This window comes from Bacteroidota bacterium, assembly GCA_036522515.1.
GTDB lineage: Bacteria > Bacteroidota > Ignavibacteria > UBA10030 > SZUA-254 > VBOC01.
Genome location: DATDFQ010000049.1, coordinates 106,862 through 122,230, shown reverse-complemented (window position 1 = coordinate 122,230; position 15,369 = coordinate 106,862). Strand labels below are relative to the sequence as shown.

Sequence of the window (15,369 nt, the reverse complement as noted above, 5' to 3'; positions counted from 1 at the left end):
GCGAGTGAACAGTCGGGGTTTTTATTCTCATGCTGACGATAAGGATCAGGAAGCGGAATGGCGTTCGCATTTAAAGTACAGGACTTTAAGAAACTGAGCCGTGCGCTCGGGGTCCCGGCAAAGCATAAGGGGAACAATATCCGGTACGAGCTCGAGAACAAGGGCACGGGCCGGAAACTTGCGGTGGAGATCTACCCGGACCTTCCGATCGGCAAGCGCCGGGGAAACTTGGTTTCCGTCTACACCCCGAGCGCCCACCTGCAGCTTCATTTTTGCTCCGGGTTTGTCGTGAGCACGATGCTGAACGAGGTGACCTTTGTCGGGGAGTATCAGGGAAAGCTCTCCGGCCTGATCGTCGAGAAAGAGGGGGGGTGTTCCCTCTATGCGAACGTGGACCGGGAACTCCTCTCCGGTGACTTCACGCAGCTGGGCCCCGAAATCATGCTTTCCGGCATCGCTCTCTCGCTGACCGAGGGAATTCTGCCCGCCCCGAAGGCCCGCAAGCGAAAAAAGCCCTCATGATCAGCGTGAGCGTGTTTCATGCCGCCTCGCGGCGGCCCTTGCGGCGGGATGAAACTATCCGGATCGCGAGGCGTGTTCTGACTGGTGAACGGAGGAAACGGGCGGAACTGAGGATTATCTATATAGACGACCGTTCGATGATCCGGTTGAATTCGACGTATCTCCGCCGCCGGCATGCCACGGACGTTCTCAGCTTCCCCCTGGGGGACGGCCCCGGGAAGTACGTCGAGGGTGAGGTGTACGTCAATCTCGATCAGGCCCGGAGGCAGGCCCGCCGGTACCGCGTGACCCTGAAGAACGAAGCGGCCCGGCTGGTGATTCACGGTGTGTTGCATTTGCTGGACTATGATGACAAGCTCGCCCGCGAAAAGCGCGAGATGAGCCGGCTCGAGGACGCATATCTTCTGAGGTTGAGCAGATGAATCTGGAAGGGACGAACGGTGGATAAGTCGCTGATAATTGTGGAATCGCCCGCGAAGGCGAAAACGATCAACAAATACCTGGGGAAGGAGTACGTCGTAAAGGCCTCCGTCGGCCATATCAAGAATCTTCCCAAAAGCACGCTCGGCGTCGATGTGGAAGACGGATTTGCGACGACGTTTGAGACGATTGCGGGGAAGGAAGGCGTCATCGAAGACCTCCGGGAGTCGGCCTCCCGCGCCGGAACGGTGTTCATCGCGACAGATCCCGACCGGGAGGGAGAAGCGATCGCGGCGGATATCGCCGAGGAAGTCACGGCGAAGAATCCCAATATCTTCCGCGTGCTCTTCCATGAAATCACCGAAAAAGGGATCGCCGAGGCGATGCGGCAACCCAAAAGGATTGACGAGCATCTGGTTGCCAGCCAGAGGGCGCGCCGCGTCATGGACCGGATCGTCGGATACAAGGTCAGCCCCTTTGTCTGGAAGACCCTTTTTTACGGACTCTCCGCGGGGCGGGTGCAATCGGTTGCGCTCCGGCTGATCTGCGAGCGTGAAGAGCAGGTCAGGTCGTTCCGTCCGACGGAATACTGGTCGGTGATCGGGGAGTTCCTGTCCCGCGGGGGCGCCCCGTTTTTCGCGAAGCTCGTCCGGATGGGGGGAAAGGACCTGTTCGTTCCTTCGAAGGAGAATCTCGCCGACATCCAGCACCGGGGGACGGCCGCGAAGCATACGTATATCCGTTCCGAGCCCGAAGTGCAGGCCACGATCGAGGAGATCAAGAAGCACGCGTACGCCATTTCGAGCGTCCAAAAGCGGGAGACCAGGCGGAATCCCTTGCCGCCGTTCATCACCAGTACGCTCCAGCAGGAGGCCTCGCGGAAGCTCCGGCTCTCCGCATCCCGCGCCATGAAGCTGGCGCAGAAACTCTACGAAGGGATCGAACTCGGCGCGGAAGGCTCCGTCGGCCTGATCACCTACATGAGGACCGATTCGACGCGGCTGAGCGATGATGCCGTCGCCGCGGTCCGGGAGCACATACTGAATAACTACGGGAAAGAGTATGTGCCGAAAACCCCCCAGGTCTATAAGAAGAAGAAAACCTCACAGGACGCCCACGAGGCGATCCGCCCGACCTCGATGAAATACTCCCCCAAGGCGGTCAGGAAGTATCTCGACAAGGAGCTCTACAACCTCTACGAGTTGATCTGGAACCGGTTCGTAGCCTGCCAGATGGAGGCGGCCGTGATGGAGACCACCACGGTGCTCGTGGAAGGGGGCCCTTTCGTGTTCAAGGCGACTTCTTCCGTCTATACGTTCAGAGGATTCCTCCAGGTGTACGAGGACGCGGCCGATCGCGAGGGCGACCGCGAAGAGGAAGATCCCGAAGTGGCCGACGAGAAGCTGCCGCCCGATCTCGCAGCCGGCCAGGCGGCGCAGCTCCGGAACCTGATCCCGCACCGGCACGAAACCTCGCCCCCTCCCCGGTACACGGAGAGCAGCCTCGTGAAAATACTGGAAGCGCTCGGGATCGGACGGCCGAGCACCTACGCGATGATCGTCGGAACGATCATGAACAGAAACTATGTGGAACAACGCGAGCGCAAACTCTACGCGCTCGACCTGGGCATGGAGGTCAACCGGCTTCTCACCACCCACTTTCCGCAGGTCTTCAATGTAAAGTTCACGGCGAAGATGGAGGAGGAGCTCGATACGATCGCGTCGGCAAAGAGCGACTACAAGACCGTCCTCGATGATTTTTACGGGCCGTTCAGCGAATCCCTGGAGCGGGTCTCCCAGAAAACCACCGCGATCAAGAAGTCGATGCAGGTGGTCACCGAGGAAGCCTGCGAGCTCTGCGGAAAGCCGATGATCATCAAATGGGGCCGCAACGGGAAGTTCATGGCATGCAGCGGCTATCCCACCTGCAAGAACACCAAGCCGCTGCCCGAGGACCAGGAAAAACACCAGCACCTCGTCGGGCTCAAGTGCGAGCTGTGCGGCGGCGAGTTGCTCGTCAGGTCGAGCAAGTTCGGCACGTTCCTCGGCTGCTCCAATTATCCGAAATGCAAGAACACCAAGCCGATTTCCACCGGCGTCAAATGTCCGAAGTGCACCGTGGGGGATGTCATCGAGCGGAAGACGAAGCGGAAGCGGTCGTTCTTCGGCTGCTCCCGCTATCCCGAGTGTGATTTTGCGTCATGGGACAAGCCTCTGAACAGGGTGTGCGACACGTGCGGATCTCCCTACATGGTCCTCAAGTTCTCGCAGAAACGGGGCGAGTATCTGAAGTGTCCCTCCTGCAAGGCGGAGATTGCCAGGGAGGAGGAGGCCGCCGCTCTGGCGGGCTGAAGAGGGCCGATGGAACGCGCGATCCGCGAATATCTCGATCATTGTTCGGATGTGAAACGGTACTCGCCTCATACGATTGCCGCCTACGGGAACGACCTCTCCCAGTTTCATGAATTTCTCCTCCGGCACGGATCGGGCGCGCCCGTCGACCTGAACGGGATCGATCGCCTGACCATCCGGCTTTTCCTCGGAGATCTCCTGGAGCGGGGGGCCAGCAAGACGAGCGCCGCGCGGAAGCTCTCATCCGTACGGTCTTTTCTCGACGCGCAGGTCCGGCGCGGCGCGCTGGCGAACAACCCCGCGGCGGCCGTTTCATCCCCCCGCCTGCCGAGGCGCCTCCCGCTTTTTCTCGACGAGCCGGCTGTGGAAACGATGATGACCCTTCCCGACACTTCCACCGTCAACGGCCTCCGCGATCGCGCGCTCCTGGAGCTCTTGTACGGGACGGGAATCCGCGTGAACGAGCTTGTGCAGATGGATACCGCGAGCCTCGATTTGAGCGACGGGACCATCAAAGTCCTCGGCAAGGGGAGCAAGCACCGGATCGTACCGCTCGGACGAAGAGCGAAAGAGGCGATCCGCAGCTACCGGCTCCGGAGAGACGAAGAATCCGGCGCGAAAGGCTCCCGGCGCGACCCCGGCGCCCTCTTCCTCTCGGACCGCGGCCGGCGCATTTCTGCGAGAGGGGTCTACCGGGTCGTCCACCGCTACATCGGGCTCGTTTCGGACATCGCCAAGAAGAGCCCGCACATTCTGCGCCATACGTTCGCCACACACCTGGTGAACCGAGGCGCGGATCTCCGGGCCGTGAAGGAGCTGCTCGGGCATGAAAGTCTTTCGACAACGCAATTGTACACCCATGTAACAGTTGACCGGCTCAAGCGTATTTATAAACAGGCTCATCCGAAAGCATGATGAGATCCGGCGAACCTCAATGCATAGGGGGACAACACCATGGAAATCCATTTTACGGCACGGCGTTTCAAGCCCCACGCGGCGATCAGGAAACATGCGGTCGACGCGATCCGGAAGCTCGATAAGTTCTATGACGGCATCGTTCGGAGCGACGTCATCCTCAGTTTCGAGCGCACCCTCAAGAGCGTCAAGTCCGCGGAGATCAATCTGCATGTCGACGGGACCGTCCTCACGGCGAAGGACAAGTCGGAGGATTTCTACAAATCGATCGACCTTGCCGTGGGCAAGCTCGAGCGGCGGCTTGCGAAGTACAAGATGAAGCTCCGGATGAAGAATAAAAAGGCGCTCCGCCGCGTCAAGGAAGACAGCACGCAGCCTGTGAACGGGGAGGAGGAATGAGTCTCGAAAGCGCGAAGGAGACGAGGAAAAAGAGCAGCATCACGATCGGTTTCCTCGTGGAATCGAACAAGGAGCGGCTGCGCCTGACGTCCCTGACGGGCGACCTGGGCTTCGACAAGGAGATTACCGACAAGAACGTGCACCGCCCCGGCCTGGCGCTCGCGGGGTTCGTGGAGTTGTTCCGCTACGACCGGGTCCAGGTGTTCGGCAACACCGAAGTCAGCTACCTCGAAAAGCTCGAACCCGACCAGCGCGCGCGGGCGCTGGAAACGATTTTCTGCTTCGACGTCCCCTGCGTGGTGGTCACGAGCGACAACAAGGTGGACGACATCCTTCTCAAGGCCGCGCTCAAGCACAAGGTGCCGGTCCTCCGGACTCCGTTCGAGACCACGAAATTCATCTATTTTCTCTCGGATTTTCTCGACGACCAATTCGCGCCCCAGACCGTGGTCCACGGGTCGTTCGTCGACGTGTACGGGGTCGGGGTCCTGCTGGTCGGCCGCTCCGGGATCGGGAAGAGCGAAAGCGCCCTCGACCTCGTCGAGCGGGGGCACCGCCTCGTCGCCGACGACGTCGTGATGATCACCCGGAAGGGGGAGGGGATTCTGATGGGGTCGGGAACCGACCTCGTCAAGCATTTCATGGAAATCCGGGGCCTCGGCCTTATCGACGTCAGGAGCATGTTCGGCATCCGGGCGATCCGGTTCCAGAAGCGGGTGGAACTGGTCATCGAATTGATGGAATGGCGTCCCGATCAGGATTACACGCGGACCGGGCTCGACGACCAGGGAATCGCGATTCTCGAGGTGCAGCTGCCGAGGGTCGAGCTTCCGATTTTCCCCGGCAAGAACGTGACGGTGATCTGCGAAGTGATCGCCCTCAACCACCTCCTGAAACATTACGGCTACGATGCGGCCAAGGAATTCTCGAAGCGGCTGGAGGCGGTGATCACCGAGAAGACCAAACATATGGGCGAACGGGCGATCGATTACTTCGAACACGACTTCGAATAGCCCCGGTCGCCGTCAAGATAACCCTTGACAAACTGGTAAATATTCTTTATTTTCGGAAGTTCTTAAAAAACGCCTTCTTTTCTCCAATTTAAGCACTAACGTGGCACTGAGGTTCATCAAAAAACTGATCTCGATCGGTATTCGTCCGGGAGAACGGCACCGGCGGGAATATTTTTGCCTCGAAGACGGATCCCGCCTTCGCCGCGTCAAGCGCGTTCCGCTCAAGTTTGCCGCCGCCGTGGCGCTTTCCACGTTGCTCTGTCTCGTCCTCGTGCTGCTGGCGAATCATCTGTTCGAGGATCCTCTCGGTCTCGGATATATCCGTGCGACCCGGCTCCAGCGCGAGAACGAGGCGCTCCAGGAACGGATGGCCGGAATCAACGGCAAATTGAAGGAACTGGAAGGCGCGTTCGCTCTGTTGAACGAGCAGGGCAACCGCCTCCGGCTGCTGGTGGACCTCCCCCGGCTCGATGACGCGGCTGCGACCGCCGGAACTGGCGGCGCCGCAGCCGATCCCGAGTCCGCTCCGGGCGATGCGGGAAGCGTGATGCGTTCCGCTTCCGCGACGCTCCGGGAACTTGAAGGCCGGCTCAAAGTTCAGGAGCAGAGCTATCGGCAGATCGTAAAGAAATCCGAGTACAACAAGGGGTACTTCTCCGCGCTCCCCGCGCTGAAACCGATGGAGGGGTTCTACTCGGTGGGGGAATTCGGTTTGCGGATGCACCCGGTGCTTGGAATATTCAAGACGCACGAAGGACTTGATATCGTCAACGATGTCGGCACTCCGGTCGTGGCTGCCGGCGACGGCGTCGTCGAAATGGCCGGACAGAGCGGCGGAGGGTACGGCATCACGGTCGTGCTCCGGCACGGTTACGGATACCAGACATTGTACGCCCATCTTTCCAAAGTCCTTGTCCATGCGGGTCAGCACGTGGTGCGCGGCCAGTTGATTGCAAAGAGCGGCAAGACAGGGCTTGTAAGCGGTCCCCACCTCCACTATGAAGTGCGGTACAACGGTGTGAGCAAGAATCCCGCCGACTATTTCCTGGATGATGTCAATCCCCTCGATTACCGTGCCCGTGTTGCGGCACGCTGAGCGGCATGCGGTACAATCATTGAACCATTGAACGTTGGCTGTTGTTAGTTGTATTGAAGCAATCGGACGATCGAGGAGTGCACGATGATTTGGACTATGGAACTCGCTTCGTATCTCGATGAAGCTCCCTGGCCCGCCACAAAGGAAGAGCTCATAGACTATGCGATGCGTACCGGGGCGCCTTCCGAACTGATCGAAAACCTGCAGGAATTGGAAGACGCGGATGAGCCCTACGAAAACATGGAAGAGATCTGGCCGGATTATCCGACCGAAGGAGATTTCTTCTTCGAAGATGAAAACGAATACTGACCATCCGGACCTGCGATACTGAGAACCGGATACACCCTCTCCTGATCTTCGCGCTGCTTGCGGTAGCCCTTCTACCTTCACGCGCGCTCTCTCAACTTGCCCCGGCGGACCAGCCGGCTGCCGAAATCGGGCAGGTCAATTTCACCGGCAACGCCACCTTCCCCGCCGGGACCTTCAAGGATCTCGTCCAGACCAGGCCGACGCCGGGCGGTTTCTCGAAATTCCTCTACCGGACGCTCGGAGAAAAATTCGGCTCGAAGCCCGAATATTATGACGCGGAGCGGCTTGAAGCCGACCAGGCGCGGATCGCCGATTTCTACCTGGGAAAGGGCTTTTACGACGCGGCGGTCTCCGCCCAGGCCCGCTTCGATTCCGCCGAGGCGCGGATGAATGTTACATTTACGATCGAGGAGAAAAAACGCTCGCTCGTCGAAAGCGTCAGGATGCTGGGCCTCTCCGGCGTCTCAACGGAGGTCGCGGAGAAGATCTTCAAGGAGCCGCTGATCCAGAAAGGAATGCCCTACGAGCGCGCGACCGGCTCCGCGGAGATACGCCGGGTGCTGGATATTCTTGCGAACAACGGGTATCCCGCGGCGAGGTTCGATTACGACAGCTCGGGCGCCTTCCGCGTCCTTTCGACCGGCAATTTTCAGCTCAAGTTCACGTTCGTGACCGGGAGGCGGTATGCGTTCGGGGAGGTCACGGTCCGGGTCGAACCCCCCCGCGACGATCTCACGGACAACCTGGCCCTCCGGCAGCTCGATTTTCAACCGGGAGACCTCTACAGCCGGGAGAAGCAGCTTTCGAGCGAACGCAACCTCAACAGACTCGGTTTGTATGAAACGGCCAGCGTCGATCACGCCCCGCTCTCCGACAGCGCGGGCTCTTCGCGCATTCCGATGGAGGTGCTTGTGCGCCCCAGGTCCCGGAACGAACTCTCGCCGGAGATCCTGGTCTCCGATGAGAACAACGAGTTCAACCTCGGTGTGGGCCTCGCGTTCACGAACCGAAACTTCCTCGGCGACGGCCGGATGTTCACGGCCCGATCCCGCGTCCGGACCCAGTCGATCAGCCAGCTGTTCGCGGGCGGGAATTTCCGGGATACGGTGATGGTCGGCGCCGCGGAGCTCCAGTTCCAGATTCTGCAGCCCTATCTGTTCACCCGGACCCTGAGCGGCTCCTGGACGATGGCGCTCACGGCGGAAAAACAGAAATTCTATATCCTCTCAATCCTTAAGAACAAGATCGGCCTGACGAAACAATTCGCGACATACACCTACGGGTCGGCCGAATGGACCCTGGAGCGTGTGAGGCCGGAGATCGTGCCCGGGACCCCTCAGCCGGAGAAGATCATCGCCGCGCTGGGAGAGGCGGACCAGTCGCAATTCAATTCGATCCTCACCCTCGCGCTTCAGCGGGATAAAACCAACGATATTTTCTCCCCCACGGCCGGTTTTTTCACCGGCATGACACTGGAAGAATCGGGGATTCTTCCCAAGCTTCTCCCCGGGATCGTTTCCGGCCTCCCGTTCACTCAATATTATAAGGCCACGCTCCTGGGGCGCTGGTACCGGGACCTTACGAGCACGGGTTTCAACGTGCTGGCGCTGAAACTCAGAACGGGGTACCAGGATAAATACGGCGAGAGCCGCTCCCTGCCGGTCAGCATCCCGCTGAACAGGAGATTCTTTGCGGGAGGAAGCGGGAGCATCAGGGGATGGAGAGCCCGCGAGCTCGGAGCGATGCCCGAGGCGCTTCTTCCGTTCGGAGGCAATTTCATCTTCGAGGGGAGCGCCGAACTGAGGGTGAACCATTTCCGGGGATTCGGAAAGCTGCTCTACCTGCGGCTCGACAACATCTGGGGGGTTTACTTTGTAGACGTCGGCAACCTCTGGAGCGACATCTCGGATTTCAGGATGCGCGACGTCGCCGTCGCGGCGGGTATCGGTTTCAGGTATGAAACATATTTCGGGCCGTTCAGGATCGACTACGGCCTGCGGATGTATGATCCGAAGGAACAGGCCGGAAGTCAGACGATTTTTAAACGGCGGTTCCTTGCGGAGACTCTGTCGAACGGCGTTTTTCACTTCGGGATCGGCCATGCCTTCTAAATCGAACGGCCTCCGGTGAGCTGGGACTCGATCATCGGACAGGAACGGGCGAAAACGATCCTCGCCGGCATGCTCGGTTCGGGGCGGGTTGCCCATGCCTACCTCTTTTCGGGCCCGGACGGGGCGGGCCAGGATCCGGTGGCGATCGAGTTCGCGCGGGCTCTCCTCTGCGAACGGGGCGGGAACGAAGCATGCGGCGAGTGCCGGAGCTGCGCGAAGACCCGGGAGCTCCGGCATCCCAACCTGGCGCTCGTCTTCGCGCTCCCGGCCGGCCGGAACGAGAAGGAGGGGGACGGTCCTCTCTCGAAATTATCCGACGCCGAGATCGGGATGGTGCGAGAGCAGCAGCGGTTGAAGGCGGAAAACCCGTATCATACCATCTCCGTCCCCAGGTCGAACGCGATCAAGATTAACAGCGTGCGCGAAATCCGGAAAGGAGCCTCCCTTGCCGGCTTTGAACCGGGCCGGAAGGTCTTCATCATCCTGGAGGCGGAGGACTTGAGCGAAAACTCCGCCAACGCCCTTTTGAAAACGCTGGAAGAGCCTCCCGGTGAAACGGTCCTGTTGCTCACGACATCCGCGCAGGACCTCCTGCTCCCGACGCTCGTCTCCCGGTGCCAGCAGATCCGGCTTGCGCCGCTGACGGTCGGGCAGATCGCGGAAGCCCTGGAACGGCGCGCCGGGATCCCGCGCGAAGACGCGCTGGTGATCGCACGGTTGTCGAACGGGAGCTACGGCCGGGCGCTGGATCGCATCCATTCGGACCTCCCCGAACGGCGGAAGGAGGCTATCGACTACCTGCGCGCCGCGTTGCTTCCGTCCCGCGAAGAGATCGGCCGGTCGATCGACGGGATCACCCACCGGTATCAGAAGCAGGAAATGGAGGAGTTTCTGGTCCTCCTCGAGGATTGGCTCCGCGACGCGATGGTCCTGAAGGAAGGATCGGCCCCGGAAGGTCCCCCGGAGGAACGGGAGTCGCTCCGGAAATTCGTCGGACGCTACAAGGCAATGGACGTCGCATCGGCGCTGGCGGCGGTCGATCGGGCGGTTTCGCTTGTCGGCAAAAATGTGTATATTCCGCTCGTCCTGCTCAATCTTGCCCTCGAACTGCGGGAGAGCATCGTTCCCCCCGGACCTCCGGAGCTCCGCACCCCCTTCGGGGAGCGACAAGTGCGGAGCGGATAGGCGACCCATGGCCGACAAATTCAAACGCATACTCATTACCGCGGCGCTGCCGTACGCGAACGGAAAGCTCCACCTCGGGCATCTGGCCGGGGCGGGTCTTCCGGCGGATATCTACGCCCGGTATCAGCGCTCGATGAAGCGCGATGTCGCCTTTGTCTGCGGCTCCGACGAGCACGGGGTCCCGATCACCATCACCGCGGAGCAGGAGCACACGACTCCCCAGGCGATCGTCGACCGCTACCATGAGCTCAACAAGGCCACCTTCGCCCGGCTCGGAGTGAGCTTCGATAATTATTCGCGGACCACGCTGCCGCTGCACCACGAGACCGTGAAGGAATTCTTCCTCGCGATTTATTCCGCCGGAGTGCTGAGGGAAAAAAAAGAGAAGCAGTTCTTCGACGAGAAGGCGAACATGTTTCTGCCCGACCGGTACGTCGAGGGGACCTGCCCGGTCTGCCAGAACCCCGAGGCGCGCGGCGACCAGTGCGAGCGCTGCGGAACGTACCTGAATCCGGCGGATCTGTTGAATCCCAGGAGCAAGATCACCGGGGGCACGCCCACGCTGCGGGAAACGACCCACCTCTATTTTCCCCTCGGCGAGTACCAGGCGAAACTCCAAGCCTACATCGAGCGGGCCGACAGGGAGGACGGCTGGAAGGAGAACGTGCTGCAGTATTGCCGGGGCTGGTTCGGGGAGGGACTGCAGGACAGGGCGGTCACCCGGGACCTGGGCTGGGGCGTGCGCGTCCCCCTGAAAGGATTTGAACAAAAAGTTCTCTACGTCTGGTTCGAGGCGGTGCTCGGATATATTTCCTCCACGAAGGAATGGTCGGAACGGACCGGGCAGCCGGATCGCTGGAAACAGTACTGGCTCGACGCAGGGACCAAGTATGTGGCGTTCCTCGGAAAGGATAATGTCGTCTTCCACTGCATCGTCTTTCCGGCGATGCTGATGGCACGGAACGAGCGTGGGGGGGAACAGTACGTCCTGCCGGCCAACGTCCCGGCGAACGAATTTCTGAATTTTGAGGGCCAGAAGTTCTCGAAGAGCCGCGGCTGGGGAATCGACGTCGACGACTTTGTCGCCGCCTTTCCCCCCGACACGCTGCGCTACGCCCTGACCCTGAACCTTCCCGAGTACCGGGATGCCGATTTCACCTGGAAGGATTTCCAGGCGCGCACCAACAACGAGCTCGCGGATACGCTCGGCAATTTTGTCAACCGGACGCTCACCTTCGCCCACAGAAATTTCGGCGGAAAGGTTCCCGCCGCGGGGAACCCCGGGATGTTCACCAGGGGCCCCGGGTCGACCGACGAGACGCTTGCGAAAGAAATACGCTCCGCGGCCGAAACGGGCGGGGCGTTCTTTGAACAGTACCGGTTCAAGGACGGGGCGCTGGCGGTGATGAATCTCGTCCGGTTCTGCAACAAATATTTCAACGATCTCCAGCCCTGGAAGTCGCTCAAGGAAGATCCCGACCGCTGTGCCCTGACGATCAACCTCTGCCTCCAGGCGGTCCGGTCGATCGCAATTCTCATCGAGCCGGTCCTTCCCTTCACCTCCGCCGGCATCTGGAACATGCTGCTCCTCCCGGGATCGCCCTCCGGTGCGGGGTGGAACGACGTGGGGGTAAACTCCCTGCCCGCGGGTCATCCGCTCGGCCGGCCGGCAATTCTCTTCTCAAAAATTGAGGACGAGGTCATCGCCCGGTTCATCGGACAGCTCCCGGCCGCGGGAGCCGGCGCAGTCCCCAGGGCGGATCACGGTTCCCAGATCGACATCGATACATTCAGGAAACTTGATCTGCGCGTGGCAAGGGTGGTCAGGGCGGAGAAGGTCCCGAAATCGGACAAACTGTTGAAGCTTCTCGTTTCTCTTGGCGACGAGGAACGCCAGCTCGTGGCAGGTATAGCGGAACACTATGCCCCGGAGGAACTCGTAGGGAAAAGCATCGTTGTGGTGGCGAATCTGGCCCCTGCCACTATCAGGGGTGTCGAATCGAGGGGAATGCTCCTGGCCGCATCGGACACCGACGGAAAGCTTGCCATTCTTACCCCCGAGAAAGAGATCGATCCGGGAAGCAAGGTAAAGTAGCCCCTCCCGATTTGCCCGATTTCCCTCCCCGGAGTCGCTCCCCGGATGTCCTGTGTCACAATTTGACCGATTTTCGCGGAAAATCGGCCCAAGCCCCTTGACAAGCCGGCTTTAATTCCTTACCATTGAAATGCTTTAGTCAGTGGCTGGTTCCCGGCGAAAGACAATTTCTGATCAAATCACCCGTTCTCCTCACTTCATCTTAGGAGGGTTTCCATGACAATTCGTTCGCATCGCTCGACGATGCTTCCGTTTGTTCTTCTCATCGTGTTTGCTCTGCTCGGGACAATGTTCCTGGGAGGGTGCGCCGAAAAGCAGGATAGCTCAAGCGGACCCATCACCACACAGACTGCCGAAACCCTGAGCAAGGAAAATCCCCAGGTGAAGTCTGTCATGCTTGTTCAGGACCGTCATACGGCGGCCTTGATGGCCGATAAGAATGTCATCGGGACCGCAACAGGCCTGACGGAAGACGGAAGGATCGCAGTGCTTGTCCTTTTGGAAAACCCGGTCGATTCGAAGAATGCCCGCGGAACCTATGCGCTCCCCCGAAACCTGGAGGGAGTACCCGTGGTGAGCGAAGTTGTCGGTAAGATCAGACCTCTTGCCGGCGTCGCCGACCACCAGGTGAAACAAACGCCGCCGGTGCAACTGGGCACCTCCGGCGGATGGAGGTATGACCTCGCGAACGGATATTGCTGCAGCGGCACGCTCGGGTCTTTGGTCCATGTCGGCACCACTCAGTATGTCCTGAGTAACTATCACGTGTTCTGGGGCGATATCGTCGCCGGCGGCAACAACAGGGTGGCCACCGCAGGAGACCCGGTCATTCAGCCGGGCATGGTCGACATTTCCTGCAACGCCGCGAACGCGCAGAATGTCGCAACGCTTTCGGGTTCGGGGAGCCTGCCGGGCGCAAATGTCGATGTCGGATATGCCGCGGTCATCCCGGGAATGGTTCGCACCGACGGAGCGATCCTGGAAGTCGGAACAATTTCCGCGACGACGGTCGGCGCATCCATCGGGCAGGCCGTGAAGAAGAGCGGACGCTCGAGCGGGTTGACCCGGAGCAGCGTCAGCGGGCTGAACGCCACCATCAGTGTGGCATACGATAACGAGTGCGCGGGCGGAGCGGCTTTCACGAAGACGTTCACCGGGCAGATCGTCATAAAAAATAAAAACCGCGGCCAGAGTTTCCTGATCTCCGGAGATTCCGGCTCGCTCATGGTCCAGGACGTGTCGACGAATCCGAAAGCGGTCGGCCTTCTCTACGCCGGCAGCTCGACGACGGCGATCGCCAACCCGATCGGCGATGTCCTGAGCTGGATCGGTTCGAACGCCGGCGGAACCGCCGGGATGGTGGGGCAGTAACAAGTAGCGGTTCCGTTACCACGCCGGAGCCGGTCTGAAATCGCCCGTCCCGCCTCGCGCGGGACGGGTTTTTTATTCCGCGCAACCCGAAGGTCGCGTCCCATTCGACGGAATTTCAACATGCACTATCATGAACGCCTGTCAACGGTTCTCTGCGCCATCCTCACACTCGCATTCATCCTTCACCTTGCGCCCGGGTGCAAGACCTCCGGCAATGACGGTCGGCCCGGAAGCGTGACTCCCCGGCGCGATATCAACCTCGTGAAAGAGGCTCATTCCGCGGAGCTGATGGCGTTACCGGGAGTAGTCGGGGTGTATGTCGGCGCCCTCGACGACGGAAAACCGTGTATCGGAGTCATGGTCGTCAGGAAGACACGCGAGCTCGAAGAGAAGATCCCTCCGGTGCTGGAGGGGTACCCGGTCCGGATCGAGGAGACGGGTAAGATCAAGCCGATGCGGTGAGGCGCCCGGCGCCTTTAGGGGAGATACCCCGGGGGTTGGGCGCGGGCGGAATCGTCGATCGTTTCGAACATTCTTCCGATCCGGTTCTGTTCCGCGGTCTGGACCAGCAGGGGATCGGGCTGCATCACGAAACGATTGTCCCAGGCGTGGGTCTCCTGGTAGCCGGGACCGAAACGCCACTCCGGGTCGAGCCCCTCGTTCCGGCCGACTTCCCTGACGAGTTCATCATGCGCTCTCTCTGAGGCGATCACCACGATGCTGCCGAAACGGTTCGGGGGTTCGGCGATCGGAAGGACGGTGACGTTCGGGAAGGCCTCGCCGAGCGTCGAAGCGACGGCCCGGACAACCTCATCTCGCCATCCGGCGCACTCGAGCGCGATTCCGAACATTCCTCCTTTTTTCAAGTGCGTGCGAACGGTCTTGAAAAAGCCGGCCGTCAGCAAATCTCCCTCGGGAACCGGCGTACCGACAAGATCTTCAAGGATAAGATCGTACGCGCCTGCCTGGGATGCAAGGAACTGCCCCGCGCTCCCGACTCGAATCTTCACCTCGTCCTCCCGGAGCCCGAACGTGCTTCGCGCGATTCGGGCGACGGCGGAGTCGGGTTCAACCGACTCCACCTTCCAGCCCTCCTTCAGGTAATTTCTCGCGATCGAGCCGCCTCCCGCGCCGATCAGGAGGAGAGATCCGGGCGCTGAATAAAACCTCATCGGAAGATTCATCACGGAGACATATCTCAGCCGTGATTCCAACGACGCCGTATCGACATACGCCCTGACCCGGCCGCCGATCATCAGTTTTCTCCCGCCGGATTCCTCGAGCACCTGAATGCCGTGTGGATTCCCTCGCGGGGTTCGACACGCCGGCTGGGACAGCGAAAGGAGAAGAATTGTCGTTCGAAGTATGTGCGTCATCTTCATGGAGGAATATAAGACTTCAGAAGTAGAATTGCATCCCGGACCCGACGGTCGAACCGGCTGAGATTCGTTTCCTTAACGTCCCGCGACCTGAAGGTCGCGGCTACCGATGCCTCGGGCTTGGTAGCCGCAGCCTTTAGGCTGCGGGCTTTCAGTTCTGCGTTCGAATTCAGTCGCAGCCCGGTTGTTCCTTGCATTTCGGC

General features: G+C 60.3%; 14 protein-coding genes. 13 read left to right on the top strand and 1 reads right to left on the bottom strand.

Annotated elements, in window-relative coordinates; all coding sequences use genetic code 11:
* The first annotated feature begins 57 nt into the window (after nucleotides 1–57).
* From VI215_09405 to VI215_09345, 13 genes are all read left to right on the top strand, one after another.
* On the top strand, nucleotides 58–522 hold the full coding sequence (locus tag VI215_09405; GenBank protein HEY6192523.1) for a hypothetical protein: 465 nt from the start codon (nucleotides 58–60) through the stop codon (nucleotides 520–522).
* A complete protein-coding gene (gene ybeY / locus VI215_09400; protein HEY6192522.1) occupies nucleotides 519–944 on the top strand; it encodes an rRNA maturation RNase YbeY in 426 nt (141 codons plus the stop codon). The genes VI215_09405 and ybeY overlap by 4 nt, the downstream gene beginning before the upstream one ends.
* Nucleotides 945–962: 18 nt before the next feature.
* Complete coding sequence (gene topA / locus VI215_09395) at nucleotides 963–3,293, top strand: type I DNA topoisomerase (GenBank protein ID HEY6192521.1); 2,331 nt, start codon at nucleotides 963–965, stop codon at nucleotides 3,291–3,293.
* Nucleotides 3,294–3,302: 9 nt separating this feature from the next.
* Nucleotides 3,303–4,208, top strand: a complete 906-nt coding sequence (locus tag VI215_09390) for a tyrosine recombinase (protein HEY6192520.1) — start codon at nucleotides 3,303–3,305, stop codon at nucleotides 4,206–4,208.
* 39 nt (nucleotides 4,209–4,247) lie between these two features.
* A complete protein-coding gene (gene raiA, locus VI215_09385) occupies nucleotides 4,248–4,607 on the top strand; it encodes a ribosome-associated translation inhibitor RaiA (GenBank protein HEY6192519.1) in 360 nt (119 codons plus the stop codon).
* The gene (gene hprK / locus VI215_09380; GenBank protein ID HEY6192518.1) at nucleotides 4,604–5,620 is read left to right on the top strand and encodes an HPr(Ser) kinase/phosphatase; all 1,017 of its coding nucleotides are present in this window, start codon (nucleotides 4,604–4,606) and stop codon (nucleotides 5,618–5,620) included. Before raiA ends, hprK begins: the two co-directional genes overlap by 4 nt.
* Nucleotides 5,621–5,720: 100 nt before the next feature.
* Nucleotides 5,721–6,716 carry a M23 family metallopeptidase gene (locus tag VI215_09375; protein ID HEY6192517.1) on the top strand — a complete coding sequence of 332 codons (996 nt, stop codon included), beginning with the start codon at nucleotides 5,721–5,723 and terminating at the stop codon, nucleotides 6,714–6,716.
* Nucleotides 6,717–6,800: 84 nt separating this feature from the next.
* Complete coding sequence (locus VI215_09370) at nucleotides 6,801–7,025, top strand: DUF2795 domain-containing protein (protein ID HEY6192516.1); 225 nt, start codon at nucleotides 6,801–6,803, stop codon at nucleotides 7,023–7,025.
* Nucleotides 7,019–9,136: a BamA/TamA family outer membrane protein gene (locus tag VI215_09365; protein HEY6192515.1), complete on the top strand. Its 2,118-nt coding sequence runs from the start codon at nucleotides 7,019–7,021 to the stop codon at nucleotides 9,134–9,136. Before VI215_09370 ends, VI215_09365 begins: the two co-directional genes overlap by 7 nt.
* Nucleotides 9,137–9,151: 15 nt before the next feature.
* Nucleotides 9,152–10,321 (top strand): DNA polymerase III subunit, encoded by a 1,170-nt coding sequence (locus VI215_09360; protein ID HEY6192514.1) that lies wholly within the window; start codon nucleotides 9,152–9,154, stop codon nucleotides 10,319–10,321.
* A 7-nt stretch (nucleotides 10,322–10,328) separates the two neighbouring features.
* Complete coding sequence (gene metG / locus VI215_09355) at nucleotides 10,329–12,416, top strand: methionine--tRNA ligase (protein HEY6192513.1); 2,088 nt, start codon at nucleotides 10,329–10,331, stop codon at nucleotides 12,414–12,416.
* A 216-nt stretch (nucleotides 12,417–12,632) separates the two neighbouring features.
* Nucleotides 12,633–13,787 (top strand): hypothetical protein, encoded by a 1,155-nt coding sequence (locus VI215_09350; protein HEY6192512.1) that lies wholly within the window; start codon nucleotides 12,633–12,635, stop codon nucleotides 13,785–13,787.
* A gap of 120 nt (nucleotides 13,788–13,907) precedes the next feature.
* On the top strand, nucleotides 13,908–14,249 hold the full coding sequence (locus tag VI215_09345) for a hypothetical protein (protein HEY6192511.1): 342 nt from the start codon (nucleotides 13,908–13,910) through the stop codon (nucleotides 14,247–14,249).
* A 14-nt stretch (nucleotides 14,250–14,263) separates the two neighbouring features.
* Here VI215_09345 and VI215_09340 read toward each other — a convergent pair whose 3' ends face one another.
* A complete protein-coding gene (locus tag VI215_09340; protein HEY6192510.1) occupies nucleotides 14,264–15,043 on the bottom strand; it encodes a fused MFS/spermidine synthase in 780 nt (259 codons plus the stop codon).
* Nucleotides 15,044–15,369 lie beyond the last annotated feature (326 nt).

Coding starts and splice junctions, on each gene's coding strand:
- hprK (HEY6192518.1), top strand. CDS start 4,604: ATGAGTCTCGAAAGCGCGAAGGAGACGAGGAAAAAGAGCAGCATCACG.
- metG (HEY6192513.1), top strand. CDS start 10,329: ATGGCCGACAAATTCAAACGCATACTCATTACCGCGGCGCTGCCGTAC.
- VI215_09405 (HEY6192523.1), top strand. CDS start 58: ATGGCGTTCGCATTTAAAGTACAGGACTTTAAGAAACTGAGCCGTGCG.
- VI215_09350 (HEY6192512.1), top strand. CDS start 12,633: ATGACAATTCGTTCGCATCGCTCGACGATGCTTCCGTTTGTTCTTCTC.
- ybeY (HEY6192522.1), top strand. CDS start 519: ATGATCAGCGTGAGCGTGTTTCATGCCGCCTCGCGGCGGCCCTTGCGG.
- VI215_09340 (HEY6192510.1), bottom strand. CDS start 15,043: ATGATCGGCGGCCGGGTCAGGGCGTATGTCGATACGGCGTCGTTGGAA.
- VI215_09370 (HEY6192516.1), top strand. CDS start 6,801: ATGATTTGGACTATGGAACTCGCTTCGTATCTCGATGAAGCTCCCTGG.
- raiA (HEY6192519.1), top strand. CDS start 4,248: ATGGAAATCCATTTTACGGCACGGCGTTTCAAGCCCCACGCGGCGATC.
- VI215_09345 (HEY6192511.1), top strand. CDS start 13,908: ATGCACTATCATGAACGCCTGTCAACGGTTCTCTGCGCCATCCTCACA.
- VI215_09390 (HEY6192520.1), top strand. CDS start 3,303: ATGGAACGCGCGATCCGCGAATATCTCGATCATTGTTCGGATGTGAAA.